Origin of the sequence: Staphylococcus sp. GDY8P45P (assembly GCF_017892745.1) — a bacterium.
GTDB classification, from domain to species: Bacteria; Bacillota; Bacilli; order Staphylococcales; family Staphylococcaceae; genus Staphylococcus; species Staphylococcus cohnii.
In genome coordinates this window covers 223,735-240,879 of sequence record NZ_JAESLS010000005.1, presented here as the reverse complement: position 1 = coordinate 240,879, position 17,145 = coordinate 223,735, and the positions used below count along the sequence as shown (strand labels likewise).

Annotated in this window: 18 protein-coding genes; 1 reads left to right on the top strand and 17 read right to left on the bottom strand. The window is 32.4% G+C overall.

What is annotated here, in order from left to right; genetic code table 11:
• The 13 genes from KA873_RS04650 to bshC all read right to left on the bottom strand — a co-directional run bounded on the left by KA873_RS04650 (position 1) and on the right by bshC (position 14,268).
• Complete coding sequence (locus KA873_RS04650) at positions 1-582, bottom strand: cell division protein SepF (RefSeq protein ID WP_107383720.1); 582 nt, start codon at positions 580-582, stop codon at positions 1-3.
• A gap of 5 nt (positions 583-587) precedes the next feature.
• Entirely contained in the window at positions 588-1,262 is a 675-nt protein-coding gene (locus KA873_RS04645) for a YggS family pyridoxal phosphate-dependent enzyme (RefSeq protein ID WP_107383719.1), read from the bottom strand.
• 18 nt (positions 1,263-1,280) lie between these two features.
• On the bottom strand, positions 1,281-2,069 hold the full coding sequence (pgeF, locus tag KA873_RS04640) for a peptidoglycan editing factor PgeF (protein ID WP_107504520.1): 789 nt from the start codon (positions 2,067-2,069) through the stop codon (positions 1,281-1,283).
• Positions 2,070-2,305: 236 nt separating this feature from the next.
• Positions 2,306-3,472: a cell division protein FtsZ gene (gene ftsZ / locus KA873_RS04635; RefSeq protein ID WP_019469315.1), complete on the bottom strand. Its 1,167-nt coding sequence runs from the start codon at positions 3,470-3,472 to the stop codon at positions 2,306-2,308.
• A 29-nt stretch (positions 3,473-3,501) separates the two neighbouring features.
• On the bottom strand, positions 3,502-4,914 hold the full coding sequence (gene ftsA, locus KA873_RS04630; RefSeq protein WP_107383717.1) for a cell division protein FtsA: 1,413 nt from the start codon (positions 4,912-4,914) through the stop codon (positions 3,502-3,504).
• A gap of 105 nt (positions 4,915-5,019) precedes the next feature.
• Positions 5,020-5,910: a cell division protein FtsQ/DivIB gene (locus KA873_RS04625; RefSeq protein ID WP_107383716.1), complete on the bottom strand. Its 891-nt coding sequence runs from the start codon at positions 5,908-5,910 to the stop codon at positions 5,020-5,022.
• A 14-nt stretch (positions 5,911-5,924) separates the two neighbouring features.
• Entirely contained in the window at positions 5,925-7,274 is a 1,350-nt protein-coding gene (murD, locus tag KA873_RS04620; RefSeq protein ID WP_107383715.1) for a UDP-N-acetylmuramoyl-L-alanine--D-glutamate ligase, read from the bottom strand.
• A 1-nt stretch (position 7,275) separates the two neighbouring features.
• A complete protein-coding gene (gene mraY / locus KA873_RS04615; protein WP_107383714.1) occupies positions 7,276-8,241 on the bottom strand; it encodes a phospho-N-acetylmuramoyl-pentapeptide-transferase in 966 nt (321 codons plus the stop codon).
• Positions 8,242-8,443: 202 nt separating this feature from the next.
• Positions 8,444-10,726 carry a penicillin-binding protein gene (locus tag KA873_RS04610; RefSeq protein ID WP_107504521.1) on the bottom strand — a complete coding sequence of 761 codons (2,283 nt, stop codon included), beginning with the start codon at positions 10,724-10,726 and terminating at the stop codon, positions 8,444-8,446.
• Positions 10,707-11,111, bottom strand: coding sequence for a cell division protein FtsL (ftsL, locus tag KA873_RS04605; RefSeq protein WP_019469309.1), 405 nt, complete (start codon positions 11,109-11,111; stop codon positions 10,707-10,709). The genes KA873_RS04610 and ftsL overlap by 20 nt, the downstream gene beginning before the upstream one ends.
• A 14-nt stretch (positions 11,112-11,125) precedes the next feature.
• Positions 11,126-12,061, bottom strand: a complete 936-nt coding sequence (gene rsmH, locus KA873_RS04600) for a 16S rRNA (cytosine(1402)-N(4))-methyltransferase RsmH (RefSeq protein WP_107504522.1) — start codon at positions 12,059-12,061, stop codon at positions 11,126-11,128.
• A gap of 14 nt (positions 12,062-12,075) precedes the next feature.
• Positions 12,076-12,507: a division/cell wall cluster transcriptional repressor MraZ gene (gene mraZ / locus KA873_RS04595; protein WP_046208714.1), complete on the bottom strand. Its 432-nt coding sequence runs from the start codon at positions 12,505-12,507 to the stop codon at positions 12,076-12,078.
• Positions 12,508-12,654: 147 nt separating this feature from the next.
• Positions 12,655-14,268, bottom strand: a complete 1,614-nt coding sequence (gene bshC / locus KA873_RS04590; protein WP_107383711.1) for a bacillithiol biosynthesis cysteine-adding enzyme BshC — start codon at positions 14,266-14,268, stop codon at positions 12,655-12,657.
• A gap of 276 nt (positions 14,269-14,544) precedes the next feature.
• Between bshC and KA873_RS04585 the strand changes: the two genes are divergently transcribed.
• The gene (locus tag KA873_RS04585; protein WP_107383710.1) at positions 14,545-14,985 is read left to right on the top strand and encodes an N-acetyltransferase; all 441 of its coding nucleotides are present in this window, start codon (positions 14,545-14,547) and stop codon (positions 14,983-14,985) included.
• Positions 14,986-15,141: 156 nt separating this feature from the next.
• On the opposite strand, the gene KA873_RS04580 is transcribed toward KA873_RS04585, so the two are convergent.
• The 4 genes from KA873_RS04580 to KA873_RS04565 all read right to left on the bottom strand — a co-directional run bounded on the left by KA873_RS04580 (position 15,142) and on the right by KA873_RS04565 (position 16,476).
• A complete protein-coding gene (locus tag KA873_RS04580; RefSeq protein ID WP_107504523.1) occupies positions 15,142-15,828 on the bottom strand; it encodes a YjjG family noncanonical pyrimidine nucleotidase in 687 nt (228 codons plus the stop codon).
• Positions 15,829-15,994: 166 nt separating this feature from the next.
• The gene (locus KA873_RS04575; protein ID WP_019469303.1) at positions 15,995-16,129 is read right to left on the bottom strand and encodes a beta-class phenol-soluble modulin; all 135 of its coding nucleotides are present in this window, start codon (positions 16,127-16,129) and stop codon (positions 15,995-15,997) included.
• Between the two features lie 47 nt (positions 16,130-16,176).
• Positions 16,177-16,311, bottom strand: coding sequence for a beta-class phenol-soluble modulin (locus tag KA873_RS04570; RefSeq protein WP_046208718.1), 135 nt, complete (start codon positions 16,309-16,311; stop codon positions 16,177-16,179).
• Between the two features lie 30 nt (positions 16,312-16,341).
• Positions 16,342-16,476, bottom strand: coding sequence for a beta-class phenol-soluble modulin (locus KA873_RS04565; protein WP_019469301.1), 135 nt, complete (start codon positions 16,474-16,476; stop codon positions 16,342-16,344).
• Positions 16,477-17,145 lie beyond the last annotated feature (669 nt).

Below are 17,145 nucleotides of genomic sequence, written 5' to 3'. Positions count from 1 at the left end.
CTATTCACCTTGGTATTCCATATTTTCAATTTGGTCCGTTATGCTTCCTGCGACTTCAACATTATCTGGCGTACATAAGAATATATCAGAACCTACACGTTGAATGTCTCCACCAATTGCATAAACGGTACCGCTTAGAAAATCGATAATTCTTTTTGCAGACACTTTATCAATACGTTGTAAGTTTACTAAAGTTGCTCTGCGATTTTTTAATTCATCCGCAATATCTTGAGTATCTGAAAAGACGCGTGGCTCAAATAAACACATTTTAGAACTTTCTTGCGTAAATCCATAATTATTTTGTTCTTGATTATTCATGTTCACAACGTTCCTAGTATTATTTTTAGGTGCACTGTTATTCATTTGATACTTCCTTTCCCCTGTTGATTGTTGTAATCTTGTTGGTTGTTTTTTGGGTACGGACTGTATACGTTGTCTTTCTGTATTTTCAGTTTGTTGATTATTATAATTTGTTTGAGACTGTGCTTGTTGTCTATCTTGTTCTTCTTCGGGTGGCGCTTTTAAATCATCGTCTTCCTCTTCAACTACGAAAAAACCACTAAATAAATCTTTTAAAGCCACGGGGCTCACTCCTCTTTTCCTACAAGTTTAGTCCCAATTCTCACAAATGACGCACCTTCTTCAGCTGCTAAATGGTAATCATTACTCATTCCCATCGATAACTCTGTGCATGGTGCATAATTTAAATTGAGCGCTTTAATTTCATCTCTTTTTGCTCTTAATGATTTGAATAAATCTTTAATGTACGGTTCATCGTCCGTATATGGTGCCATTGTCATAAGACCAGTAATTTCTATGTTTTCATATTGCTCTAAATCTTTAATAAACGTATCTACTTCATCTAAAGCGATGCCTTGTTTTGACGTTTCTCCAGAAACATTTACTTGAACAAAACATTTCACTTTATGTTCAGCTCTTTTATTAATCTCTTTTGCTAATTTCAGACGATCTAAAGCGTGAAAATAGTCGATATCATTGATTACTTCTTTAACTTTTCTTGTTTGTAAAGAACCGATAAAATGCATGACTACATCGTCTGGTAAAGCTGCTTTTTTTTGTTGAAAACCTTCTAAACGATTTTCACCAAAGTGTCTAATACCTGCTTGGTAAGCATCATTAGCTCGCTCTATTGTAACATATTTTGTCACTGCTATCACGTGTGGGACTGTTGTAATATTTCCTTTTTTACAATGTATGTCCAATTGATTATTTATTTGCGTTAAACTTTGCTGTACATCCAATTTTTATACACCTCTTAGTTATTGACCAATATAAGCTAACATACGACCAGTATTACCTTTCTCTACTCTATATGAAAAGAATAAAGTTAAATCTTCTGAAGTAGCATAATCTGTTATATAAATATTATTTTGGGGAACGCCACCATACGCTAGCAACATAGCATTTGCTTTTTTTAAGTCTATACCGTGACGGTTTTCTGCTCTCGTCTCAATATATTGATGTGAATCTATAGGTAAGCGCTCAAATTTACTTTTAATATCATCATTAATTTCATATGAATTTGCTGTTGCTGGTCCTATAACAACTTTTAAATCATTAAAATCAAATGGTATATGTTTTAACATTTGGTTGCCAATTTGTCCTACTGTACCACGCCAACCCGCATGAGCCAAACCAATAAAATCATGCTTTTCGCTGTAAAAATAAATTGGTACACAATCTGCATAACACATGGTTAATAAAATATCTTTTTCAAATGTATACATACCATCTATACCATGTAACGCATTAGAAAGTCTATCAATATTTGTACCCTTATCTTTGCTAGTAATTTCAACCACTTTATTTTCATGTGTTTGAATCGGAAAAACCCATTGATTTGTGGGAAACTGAATTACAGAAGCAAGTAACATTTGATGCTTTGTAACATTATCTTGATCATCATTAATATATCTTGCCATGTTAAATGCATTTTTCGGGTAATTACTAAATCCATCTTCTCTTGTTGTTATACCCAATTTCACATTGTTTAATTGATTGTCATCATATTTTAAAATATGACGATCTTTGATAAATTTCTCTTGCATGTCATAAACCTCCAGCTATTCAACATTTACAAACTATCTAAAGTCATTGGGAGATTCTAAATAATTGGAAACTACATTTTGTCCATAACGAATTATTTCACATCTAATTATATGCCAATTTCTAAATTCAAAAAAGTCATCAGATCTTTGGACCTGATGACATCTATATGTTTTATGTTGTCTTAATTAATATTAATTATTATGAAAAACTAACAGAAGAAGAAGTTCATTCGAGATTAACGTCTAGTTCTTCTAGAACGTCTTTCTTCACGATTTCTAATAAAGCTAGGAATATCATCTTCATTTGTAGTATGTGTTCTACCTTCATTTGCACTATCTGTAGATTGTGATGCACTAGAAGAGAATGAATCTTCTTTTGCAGTTGTACTTCCAGATGATGCACTATTGCCGAATCCAGTATTTGATGCTTTGCGACCTTGAGATGATGGTTTATCTTCAAATCCAGTAGCAATTACTGTTACCACAATTTCATCTTGTAATTCTGGATTAATTACAGTACCGAAAATCATATTAACATCTTCGTCTGCTGCATCTTGTACAATATCTGCTGCTTCCTGTGCTTCGAATAATGATAGTGATTCTCCACCAGTAATGTTCATTAACACACCTTGTGCACCCACAATAGAAGTTTCTAATAATGGTGAAGAAATAGCTTTTTTAGCAGCTTCTACTGCACGGTTTTCGCCAGAAGACACACCGATACCCATTAACGCAGAACCTTGGTTAGACATAATTGTTTTAACGTCTGCAAAGTCAAGGTTAACTTCACCTGAAACAGCGATTAAATCTGAAATACCTTGAACACCTTGACGTAATACATTGTCAGCTTCTTTAAATGCTTCCATCATTGGTGTAGACTTATCAACAATATCTAATAAACGGTCATTAGGAATTACGATTAATGTGTCAACAGCAGCTTTCATTGATTCTACACCAGCAGCTGCTTGTGTTTGACGTTTACGGCCTTCAAATCCAAATGGACGCGTAACAACACCAACTGTTAACGCTCCCATTTCTTTTGCGATTTTCGCTACAACTGGCGCAGCACCTGTACCAGTACCGCCACCCATACCTGCTGTTACGAACACCATATCCGCACCTTGGATGGCATCTTCAATTTGCTCACGCGATTCTTCGGCAGCTTTTTTACCTATTTCAGGGTTTGCACCAGCGCCTAAACCACGCGTTAATTTTTCACCAATTTGGATTTTAGACTCAGCTTTAGATAAGTTTAAAGCTTGTCCATCCGTATTGATGGAAATAAATTCAACATTATTCATACCATGATCAATCATTCGGTTAACAGCGTTATTTCCGCCGCCCCCTACACCGATGACTTTTAACGTCGCTAAATGATTAAATCCTTGTTCAAATTCTAACATTTAAATTTCCTCCTAGTTTTAGTGGCCAATCAATCGAATAGAGATTTCATAAGTTTCTTGAACTTACTTTCTTCTTTGTCTTGAGGTTTACTTTCTTCTTCATGTTCTTGTTCTATGTTGTCTTCATGTTCGTATGCCTCAGACGCTTCTGGTTCTTCTATATCAGAAGTTGATGTATGTGGCTCTTCTTGTTTGTTTGATTTCTTTTTGAACCAATCAAATCCGCTTGACTTCGTACTATTTTCTCGATCATTTGATTCTATGACTTCTTCTTCAAATTCTTCACTGTCATGATTATTAATTGTAACATAATCTAGTAATTCGTCGAAAGTAATGCTACTAGAAATCGTTGAAATCGCTGAAGAAAACTCTGGTTTTCTTATGCCCATTTGTGATGGTGTATGAATTCTTACTTTTTCACTTACCATATCTTGAAGCAATTCTTTAACGCCTAGTAAATTAGCTGAACCACCAGTTACAACGAAACCTCCATTTACCTTTGTAAGACCTAACTCTTGTAATACATCAAACACATTAAAGAATATATCTTCCACACGTGCTTCTATTACATCTGCTAAATCTTTTTGAGTAAATTGCGCTTCTTCTTCACTATTTACTTGGTCAATAGTGAATACATCATGATCAGACGCTGAATCAAAGAAAGCGTGACCATATTGATGTTTAATTTTTTCAGCCGTTTCATATGATGTATTTAAACCTTTTGCAATATCTTCTGTTATATCTCTACCAGCCATTTCTATAGCATCAGCATCTACGAGCTCTCCTCTTTCGTAAAATGCTAATTGTGTTATATCTTCACCTATATCAATGATGCATGCGCCAAGTTCTTTCTCCGTTGCTGAAAGTACTGATCCATAGTTATATGCATCAGAATAAACATCTAACACGTCTACACCACAAGATTCTACACATTTAATCATGTTTATTAAGATTGATTTTTGAATTGCAATGACACCAGCTTCTACTTTCAAACTGTGTCTAGCAATGAGTTCTTTAGGATCTGACACTTCATTTTCGCCATCTACAACAAATTTAATTGGGAAAGCGTTTATTATTTCTGTTTCGGGTACATCATTTTTTTCACGTATACCTTCCAGTACACTTTCAATGTGTGTACCATCTAGTTCAGTATCTTCATAAAATTCAATTTCATTTGATTCATCAAATACCTCAGTACCGATAATTGGAAGTTTTAAAAACACTTCTTTAACATCGACGCCTGATGCAATAGAGGCTTTTTTGATTGTATCTTTAACCGCTTGTTTTGCGATGTCGAAATCATCAATAAGACCATTTTTTATACCACTTGTGTAGGTCTGTCCTGTACCTATCACATTTATTCCATTGTGAAATTTTTCGCCCACTATCGCTTTAACACTTGACGAACCGATATCTATACTTACATAATAATGCTCTTCCATAGATAGGCACCTCCTGACAATTACTTATTCATGTTCACACTATTAACAGTTTACAATACGTTTTGACGCTTGTGAACTATAAACACATGTATTTGTCTAAATTTTTTAATTATTTTTGTCTGATTCTTTATTTATCTTATTTAATGCACTTTGTAACTCGTCTTTAGCTTTATCTTCCTCTGTATTTCCTTTATCAACATTTTGATCACTTGTTGATTTAGTCGTACTTCCACCACTATAAGGAATGAAAGAAGCGCCAACTGACAAATCAATGTAACCTGATTTTTTTAAACTTCCTGATTCATCACGTTCTAATGATTGTGACATTTGAGGATAATACTTCATCTTATTGGCAATAGTATTTAAATTACCTACAATTTGAATCTCATCTGTCGTAAATAATTTGATTTGATTTTGTAAATTTTCTTGTGGATCATATTGCACTTCTGCAATCATACCTCGAACTTTTGCAGGCATTTTTGATAATTCTTGTATCATTTTTTCTTTTTTCTCTTTTTTGAATCCTTCTAGTACGGGACCGTCATCTGTTACATTACTTTCTTCATAATTTTCTAACTCTGTGCCATCTTCAAGAATGGGTACATAATCATCTTTCTTTTTAACTAAACCAACAATTTGACTTTCTGTCACTTTAACATTCAACTTATTCGGTAATACTTTAGTCACTTCTGCATGTTTTATTAATTTATTCTTTTTTAAATTCTTAACAGCTGTTGAAGTACTATAGGTATACATTCTTGAATCATCTTTCACATTGATAGCTTTTTTAATAGAAGTTTTAGATACATTATCATTACCTTCAATGGTCACTGTGTTGATTTTACTTAATGGTGTGAACATATAAATAAGAATCAGCAAAATAATAAATAACAAAATACCGAAAATCGCGTATTGGATTTGTTTTTGTTTTTTACGTCGCTTTGCACGTTTCTCTTTTAAATATTCAGAATCAAATTCACTAACTTTATCTGACATTTATTTCACAACCTTTAAAGTGAAGGTAAATGCGCTTGGAAACTCTTAATAAACTTATTCCCGCGCTCTTCGAATGTATTGTATTGATCCCAACTTGCACAAGCTGGCGATAATAACACAACGTCATTAGGCTCAATAATTGATTGTACTTTATCGACTGCATCTTCTACATCAGTAGCCTTTATTACATATTTGCCTTGATTCTCGCCTAATTTCACAAATTTATCTTGTGTTTCACCAAAAGTTACCATCACTCTGACGTTATTCATATATGGAATCAATTCATCAAATCCATTTCCTCTGTCTAAACCGCCACACAACCAAATAATAGGTTGTTTAAATGAATTAAGCGCAAATTGAGTTGCTAAAGTATTAGTAGCCTTAGAGTCATTGTAGTACTTATTAGTTTTATTTGATCCTACATATTGAAGCCTATGTTCTATGCCTGAAAATGTTGACAAACTATCTATAATTGCTCTTACAGAAATACCTGCTAATAATGCAGCTAACACGGCAGCAAGTATGTTTTCTAAATTGTGTTCACCAGGTAGTACTAAGTCATCTTTATGAATAAGTCGGAAACCTTTAAATGTAATATAATCATCTTTTACGTAGATACCATCAACCTCTTGCTGTGTTGAAAAATAATATACTTTTGCTGTTAAAGACTCAGATTCAATCAAATGGCGTTGATGATAATTACATATTAAGTAATCATCTTCTGTTTGATTTTTATATATTTGTTTTTTGGCATTTTGATAATTCTCTAAATTTTCATGATAATCCAAATGTGCCGAATAAATATTTGTAATAATTGAGATATGTGGTTTATATTTATCAATCCCTAGTAATTGAAATGAAGATAATTCAGTTATAAGGTAATCCTCTTCATCTACTTCTTGTGCCACTTTTGAAGCAACATAACCTATATTGCCAGATAATTTACCAGTAATTCTACTTTTTTTAAACATATCTCCAATTAATGAAGTTACCGTTGTTTTTCCATTTGTACCTGTCACACCAATAATAGGTGCTTTTGAAACTAAATAACTTAATTCCACTTCAGTAAGTATTTGTAGTCCTCGGCGTTCCGCTTCTTGAATCAACGGAACAGTATAGGGTATGCCAGGGTTTTTAAAAATGAGTGGATCATTATCAAGTAAAGAAAATGGGTGCTCCCCACCAACAACTTTGACACCCATATTTTCTAAATCAATTGCATGTGCATCTCGACTTAAATCCTTGCCGTCGTTGACAACGACATTTGCGCCAAGTTTTTGTAATAATTTCGCTGCTTCATATCCGCTTTTTGCTAATCCTATTACTAATACATCTTTATTTTCTAAACCTGTATATTTCAGCAATTTAATTCACTCCAATCCATAAGCCAATAAGACCTGAAATAATACCAACTGTCCAAAATACAGTAACAACTTTTCGTTCATTCCAGCCGACTAACTCAAAATGGTGATGTAGTGGTGACATTTTGAAAACTCTTTTCCCTGTAAGCTTATATGATGTAACTTGAATCATAACTGATAATGTTTCAGCTACAAATACAAAACCAATAAAAATGAGCGACAATTCTTGGTTTAGCATAATTGAAATCGTGGCAAAGATACCACCTAAAGCTAAGCTGCCTGTATCTCCCATAAATACCTTTGCAGGATTTAAATTAAACGGTAAGAATCCAAGTAACGCAAAAATCATGATAATACAAAACAAACCAATAGAATTAGCCCCTTGGATATAAGCCATTAATGCATACATAATAAATCCAATAATGGAAAGCCCTGTAGAAAGTCCATCTAATCCATCTGTTAAATTCACTGCATTAGAAAAACCAACTTGCCAAAATACAATGAAAATTACATATGCAATAGATAAAGGTACTTCTAAACCTGTAAATGGAATATGAATGCCAGTTGAAAAGTCTGTTAAATTAAACACTTGGCTTAATATGAAGAAAATAACCGCAATAGCGATTTGAGCAAGAAATTTTTGTTTACTCGTTAAACCTTGATTATTTTTTTTAACAACAATGATGTAGTCATCTATAAAACCAATTAACCCAAAACCAATCGTCACAAACAATAATAATATAATTGGATTCGCATTATCCATAAAAATAATAGCTAATATTGAAGTGATAATAATACTAAGTAGGAAAGTTAACCCACCCATAGTTGGTGTACCTGTTTTTTTCATATGACTTTGAGGGCCTTCTTCTCTTATACTTTGTCCGAATTTCATTCTTTTTAGTGTTGGTATCAATACAGGGACTAATATAAATGTTATTAGTAATGCAATGATCGCTAGTAAATAAACCATATTATGCTCCTTTAATATTAAATTGGATTAATGTCGTTAATGCTAGGTGCAACTTATAAATCATATGTAACGAGGCAGTATTTATGTTTTAAATCTACAAAATTATATTTTGTACTAAACATTTAAATTACTACCTCGCATCAATTTCAAATTATACATTTTAACATGTTTTACCATTGACGTCAGAAATAAAATAATTTATTTATTCACTTTGTTTGTCACTACTTGAATCTGAGTTGTTATCATCATTTTTGTCAGTATCGTCTTTGGATGATTCCTTTTCTTTAGATGACGTGGTTGATGATTCACCATTAATCGCTTCAGCAGATAACGTCACTTCTACTTTATCTTTTTTGTCAATTTTTTGTCCTTTATTAACAGATTGATTAGAAACAAAACCACTACCTTTTGTAGTCACTTTTGTTTGCGTCAATGTTTCAAAGGCAATTACTTCTTCTTTTGTCCAACCAGTCATGTCAGGCATTGTTATATCCCCATCTGTCAATAGGAGTACCTTACTATTTGGAAGCACTTCCTTATCAGGTGATACTGATTGTTTTACCACTTTATCTCCACTTCCTATGACTATTGGATCAAGAGATTTACTATTCACCTTATCTTGTGCTTTTTGCGTCTCTTGACCTTGAACATCTGGTACTTTACTATACTTCACATCAGATTTATCTTTAGAATTTTTATCTCCAACATTTAAGTATTTTAACGTATTTTCCATAATAGGTTTAAACGCTTTACTTACACCCATTTCGTAGGCTTCTTGATCATTTTTTTGTGCTAAACTCATACCAGCATAAACAATTACTTCTGGATCATCTTTAGGTGCGTCACCAATAAAGCTTACAAAATATGGATTTTCACCTTGAACATAACCACCATTATCAGAGTCAGCAACTTGTGCTGTACCTGTTTTACCGGCTACGTCATAACCATCAATTTGATAGTTTTTAGCGTGACTGTCTTCACTGTTTACAACTTTATCTAATTCGGTACGAACTTTCTTAGCAGTGTCTTTAGTAATTGGTTTTCCTGCAAACTCTTTTTTACCTTTATAAAATGTATCATCAGTAACAGGATTGCTCACGCTATCCACAAACCATGGTTGCAACATTTTACCTTCATTATTAAAAGCTGATTGCGCTCTTAGCATTTGAACTGGTGTTACGGTTGTAGATTGACCAAATGAAGATGTTTTTTGCTGTGCTTCATTATCCCAGGCAATACCACCTGTAGATTCACCATCAAACATGCTATCGGTAGATTTACCAAAACCAAATTTTTCATACCATTCTTTCATCTTATCTGAACCAACTAAATCTTGTAAGTGCATCATTAAAGTATTTGAAGAATATGTGAAACCAGTAGACATTGAGATTTCTCCCCAACCTACTTTATTCCAGTCAGATATTTTAGATCCCATAACTTCTCTAGGTTCAGCAGTGTATTTTTTATCCGGTTTAAATTCACCTTCTTGAATTGCAGCCGCTAGTCCATAAGACTTAAAAGTTGATCCTGGTTCATAAGTGTTTTGATATAGATCGTTTGCCCATTTTTTACCAAAATTTTCACCAGTTTCTGGGTTGAATGTTGGCCTTTGACTAAACGCCAAGATTTCTCCAGTTTTAGCATCCATAACTACGGCAAACAAATCTTTTGGTTTATAATGTTCAACCATGCCATCTAACGCTTCTTCAACGAAAACTTGTATGTTTGAATCAAGGGTTAAATGTACGTCATCTCCACGTTTAGGTACTTTTTCTTTTTTGGTATTTGGTGCAATATAGCCCCAAATATCATGAATATATGATAATGCACCTTTTTGACCTGAAAGATAGCTATCAAATATCTTTTCAACGCCTAAAGCACCCTTTAATTCTCCACTATCAGGATCTTTTTGTGCAATTCCTATCAAATGAGATGCGAAGTTTCCATTAGGATAAAATCTTTCAGTTTCTGGATATAACGTCACACCAGGAAGGTTCATTTTTTCAATTTTTTCTTTCTCTTGATACGTTAAATCTGTACCTTTTTGACCAAATTCAACTTGAAAGGCTTTTTTATTATCTAGTTTTTTTTCAATTTCTTTTGCTGACATATCAATCACAGTTGCAAGTTTTTTGGCAGTTTCTTTTTTGTCTGTCACATGCTTAGGTTTATCGCTACCTTCACTTGCTTTTTCATCTACAACTGCCACAACTTTATAACGTTCCACATCTTCAGCTAAGACTTTGCCATTTCTGTCATAAATCTTACCTCTTTCTGGTTGTTGTTGTGTATTTACTAAGTACTTTTCATTCGCTTTCATAATTAAATCTTCACCAGAAGAGTGTCCTGTCAACATAATATACGAGTATCTTAAAACCAACGTAAAAAAGAGCAGTCCAAATCCAAGGATGAGTAGGACTGCCCCTATTTTACTTTTTTTAATTGAAAACTTCGGTTTTTTTAATTTAATTCTTCGCTTCGCCATTATTACGCACTACCTTTACATTATCGTTCTTAAGGCTCATTCCATCTTTTTTTGCCTTATCGTAAATGCGTTCATATGAGGAGTTCTTTTTAATTTCAGATTTTATTGCGCTGTTTTCACTAGATTGTTTTTCAATTTTTGTATCTAAATCTGCAATTTTTTCTCGAGTTTCATACGCATCCATTTTTAAAGATAGCATATAAATACTTATTAAAGCAATTACTGTTATAAGTCCTATGTATAACATCTTTTCAAACTTAGTTAGCTTGACAATTACTTTACGCTTAACTGTCTGGGGTTGACTCTGGGGATGGGGCGACGGTTGCGTTTGTGGTATATGCTGCTCTGCTCCACTATACGGTTGGTATATTTTCTCTACTGCCACTCAAAAATCACTCCTTATTTTAGTATTTCAGCTATACGTAACTTGGCACTACGCGCTCGATTGTTTTCTTCTAAATCTTCATCTGTAGCAAGGATTGGTTTTCGGTTAACTCGCTTCAATTTAGGTGTATAAGCTTCTGGTATGACAGGTAAACCTCTAGGAACTTCGGGACCTTTTTCATATTCTTGAAACATTTGTTTACATAGCCGATCCTCTAACGAATGGAATGTTATCACAGATATTCTTCCGTCCACTTTCACGAGATCAATCGCTTGTTCTAACGAATTTTCAAATGCAGATAATTCATCATTAACTGCAATCCTAATTGCTTGGAAAATTCTTTTAGCAGGATGCCCACCTTTTCTTCTTGCTTTAGCTGGGATACCTTCTTTAATGACATCTACAAGTTCTAAAGTTGTTTCAATTGGCTTTTGTTCTCTATTTTGTTCTATACGTCTTGCAATTTGTTTTGAAAATTTTTCTTCACCATAACGATGAAAAATCCTAACTAATTTTTCAAACGACCATTCATTCACTACTTCATATGCTGATAATGATTGTGTTTGATCCATACGCATATCTAATTTCGCATCATTATGATAACTAAAACCTCTTTCAGGCACGTCTAATTGGGGGCTAGATACACCTAAGTCATAATAAATGCCATCTACTTTTTCAATATTTAAATCATCTAAAATTTCAGTTAATTTTCTAAAGTTGCTGTGAACGAAGGTAACTTTATGTATATGGTTTTTCAATACTTCTTTTGCATTTTCAAGTGCTGTTGTGTCTTGATCAATTGCAATAAGTCTACCTTCGTCTCCAATTTGATTTAATAAATAGAGGGCATGACCTGCTCCACCTAATGTACAGTCGACATATATGCCATCTTCTTTAATATTCAAGTAATCTATAGTTTCTTCTAGCATAACGCTGACATGATGAAACAATTTAACGCCTCCATTTAAAAATCAAAGTCAATTAAGTCTTCGGCAATATCTTCAAAACTATCTTCTGATTCATCATAAAAATCATTCCAAGTTTCTCTATCCCAAATTTCTATGCGATTTGAGACACCTATTACCGTACATTCCTTACTTAAATTGGCATACTTTCTCAAATTCTGAGGAATATTAATACGCCCTTGCTTATCTAATTCTACTTCGACAGCGCCTGAAAAGAACATACGCATAAATTTACGCGCATCTTTTTTTGTCATTGGTAAGGTTTTCATTTTCTCTTCAATTACTTGCCATTCTTCTAAAGTGTAACCAAATAAGCATTTATCAAGGCCTCGGGTAATTATAAAACGCTCATTTAGGTCATAGCGAAATTTGGAAGGAACAATCATACGTCCCTTAGTATCCAATTGATGCTCGTATTCACCCATGAACATTTATAATCACCTCACCTTCTTATATATAATTTACCACATCTCACCACTATCCTCCACTAATTATACAAATTTCACCAAAATTTCTTGAAATATAGAAAAAAACACCCGATTCATCTTAATGATGAATCGGGTGTTCCCATTGTCGCTCTAAGGTTTTATCAATATATGATCAAATGTGTAAGAAAGTGGTGGATAGGTGGAGGGACTAAACACATCTAGCCCAAAATCATTCATAATTTGAAGTGGATTCCATATTCTTTCTTGTAATCCACCCATTGGATGGAGTGTTTTACTTAATATCTCAAAATGTTTCATGCTAATGTCATTTTCTCTTTCGATATTTAATAAGTACCGTTTTAGCAAGTAATCAAATTGTTTTTGATGAATTTCATTATTTTTGTTTAACAATACTTTATTATCATGATTGTCTGTAACTTCTGCTTGAAGAGATTGAAATAAGTCCTTTTGCTGTTCTTTCAGTGTTTCAATTTGTTCTATAAAAGTTTGTGACGCTTTGGATCTAATAAACTGCGCTTTGTCTGCCTCTATTCCTTTTTCAATGATATCATTACGGTTCAATTGATAATGCGCTAATAACTTTTCTATTCTAGCATTTATATAAGTAATTCTTAATCGAGGTAAAACGATAGGCATGTTTACTTCTAATGTTCGAAAAACATCGCTTAATTCTGTCCAATATTTAATTTCACTTGGACCGCCTATAAACGCTACTGTATTAAATAGCCATTCTTCCATTACTGGCCTTGTAACGACATTATTAGAAAATCTTTCTGGTTCTGTTTCTACTATATTAAGAAGTTCTTGTTCCGAAAATGACTTCTCAGATTTATTTAAATAAAATCTCCCATTTTCAAAAGTTAATAGTTGTCTTACACCCTCATCATGCATGAACAAATGCACATTCGTCTCTGTCTGTATCATTTGGTCTAAGCCATCAGCCATTGTTTGAGCTTGCGTTTGTCTAAAGGCATCGTCAACTGAATGATGCTTTTCAATCATGTTTCTGAACATTGGTTTTTCTAATTGACGCAACGCTTTATCATTTGCATCTATCAGTAATAATCCATAATGTTTGAAAACTTCGTGTAATAAAGCTTTAAACATGTCAGTCCAACCATCATAATGATCGATAATATTTCTACACATGTTCAATAGTTTTGAAGAAGCCTCAGTTTCTTTTAGTTCTTTAAAAAATTGATTTAACGCTTTATGTAACGCTTCTTTATCTGGCAAATACTTTGAAACACTAGACTCTGGTGGCGTCATTGTACTATATCTAATTTTTTGTAAAGTTGCCTTGTGCTCATTAAAAACATAAGTATGATTTACTTCATCAAAATCATGATCTTCACCCGCAATCCAAAAAACAGGGACAACGTGCGTATCGTAATCTTTTGATAGTTTTTCACTTAATGTAATAATTGAAAATATTTTATGGAACGTGTATAAGGGCCCACCAAACAAACCAGCTTGTTGGCCTCCGATTACAACTTTCGCACCGTTACTAAGTGCTTTTAAATTGTCATTTTGTTGATGATCTAATGTTAAATCACCCATGTATGCTTCAATGATTTTTGCTAGTGACGCTTCTCTTCCGTTATTTTCTATAAGTAGTCGTTTTTTGTAATCATGTTCATTCATTGCATCAAGATGATAATATTTAGCTAAAGTTGAATCACTATTTTTAACATTCGATATAAATTGATCTTTTTCATTAAGTTTCGTTGTCATACAATCCATTCGTAATTCTCCTTACGTTACTCTATTCCTATTTAGTATAAAGTTTATGTTCAACATTGACAATTTTACGGCTTATAAATTGATTGGAAATTATTTTAAATATGTATAAACGTCGTTGTCCAATATTCATACAAGTTATCAGCACTTTACATTATATAAAAACAATGAGCAAATTAACATTGTTAATTTTACAAAATGTTTTAAGCATTCATTTTTGTGAAATATCCAATAAAATAAGGTATAATAGTTAGTAATAAAGCAAAGGGGGAAGCTAAAGTGAGTAATGTTAAACGACTAGATATTAATTACAAAACTGACGAATTATTTGAAGATTTTAGAAACTTCGGAAATGAAGATTTATATTTAGTAGATGAATTACGCGGTGAAATGATAGACGCTAGTTCAGACTCACCATTTTTCGGCATATATGTTGGTGATAGGTTAGGCGCTCGTATGGCTTTATACCGAAAAGGAGAAGTTGAAGATGTATATTTCTCAGATTTTAATGATTATAATATTTTATGGAAACTAGAAGTTTTACGTGATTTCCAAGGTCGTGGTTACGGTAAAGCATTGCTAGATTTTGCCAAGGAACAAGGCCAACCTATAAAAGTTATTGCACGTAATCAATCAAAAAATTTCTTTATTAAACATGGATTTAAAGATATTGAACAACAAAATAAAGATGGCCACGATATACTTATTTGGACACCATAATTTTCACATCTAATACATTTAAAATAATGCACTCATTTTTATAATATAGTAGATACTTTATTAATAAAGTAAACTTTTTTTATTTCTTGAATGATCATCAACATAATATGAAGCGTGAATTAAAATCAATTTTTCTGATTATAATTCACGCTTCTTTTATTTTGCTATATCTAACAATTGATCAAGCGATTCGATAGTATAATCCGGATTAATTTCTGTGTCATTTATTTTATTTCTTGGATTAAACCAACATGTTTTTATTGCAGCATTTTTCCCACCTAAAATATCTGATGTTATTGAATCGCCAACAATCATTGCATGGTCTCTTTTATCATGACCAATTTCATTAAAAACAAAATCAAAAAATTCTGGCATCGGTTTTTGATATCCTGTTTGCTCAGATACATAAACACCTTTAAACCAATTCCCCATTTTTGTTTTTGCTATGCGTCTTTCTTGTGTTTCTAAAACACCATTTGTAACAATATATAGATCATGTGTATCTTTGAGCATTCTCAATGTTTCCACCGTGTTCATAAAATATTTTATTGGAGCATTTGCCAGTTCATCACGAAAGATTACGTCCGCTTCTTCTCCATTAACATTGAGTTGATGTAACTCAAAATACACTTCAAACCTTTTACTTAAAACTTCAGTTTTTGATAATTGGTTTTGTTGAAATGCTTCCCAATGCGCTTGATTTACAGTCATAAATTGATTTAAATCATTTTGGTTTGTCTCTAATTTATATTTTTTTGTAAGTTGGTGAAATGCATATGCTTCTGCATCATGAAAATCAACAATTGTATCGTCAAAATCGATAAGCAAACATCTTTTGTTCATAGTATTTTCTAACCCCTTAATGATATCTTTTAATAAACTATATCAGTTATGTCCTCGTCAATGTATAAACATAGCCGAATTTTACTTCATCATACCATATTTCATATCTCGGCAAACAAAAAAGGCCAAGGTTATTACCTTGGCCAGTCCGTCATAGAAATTTATATTAGAATCCGAATAATTTACTTGCTAAACCTACACCGTTTTCTACGATGTCTACAATACTAGTACCTAATTTAGCACCATCGCCTGCTATGCCAGCTTGTACTGTATCTTTAATTGCATTAAATAAACCTTCCATTATAAACACTCCTCACTATATTTTTAAAATAAGCTAAGTACTCAATTTTAAAATCCGAAAAGTTTACCTAGTAAACCCGCACCACTTGAAACGATATCTACAATACTTGTACCTAATTCTGAACCGTTACCTGATTTTGCCGCTTCAACTGTGTTTGCAATTGCCTCTGCTAATTTAGTCATAATTTATATCTCCTTTATTATTTATTTATATTAGAATCCAAATAATTTACTTGCTAAACCTACACCGTTTTCTACGATACTTACGATACTTGTACCTAATTTAGCACCGTCCCCTGCTATGCCAGCTTGTACTGTATCTTTGATTGCGTTAAATAAACCTTCCATTATAAACACTCCTCATTATATGATAGATGCTTATGACTGTTTTATTATGTTTTAAACGATACTGTTATCTTTTTATTTAATTAAGTATCGTTTGTTATCTATAACTATAAGACATTTACATATAAAATTGTGTTTTATTTCATACTTCATTAAATAATAGTAAAAACTGTAGTGAAAAACACATCATTTTACAGTTTTGAATGCTCAACTGTATTTTGCACAATTCCATGTTATACAACTTAGATGAGAGCCTTTAATTATAATATATATACAATTAAACTTACCGAATAATTTAATGCTAATTAAGCTTGCTATGTAATATATCAATGTTTTTAATACGAAAGGTTTTTATTAATTTTATAAATAACATTAAAAATGCGCCACTTCAAATTGAAGTAGCGCAAACGCAAAATAATCATTAAGTTATATATTACCTTATAGTTATATATTAAATACCACTTATTGTTAGACTGAAACATATGTTAATGTCTCAATTATCTATAAATAATTTCAGCATCTTACAAATTTAGATGATTAAGCATTAAATGACAATGTATTTTAATTGTTATAGCCTAATGATCAAGGGAAAGTTTAAATTCACTATATAAAATAATACTTTTTGACATCATTTTCATATATTATAATGATCATTCACTTTATTCAATATCC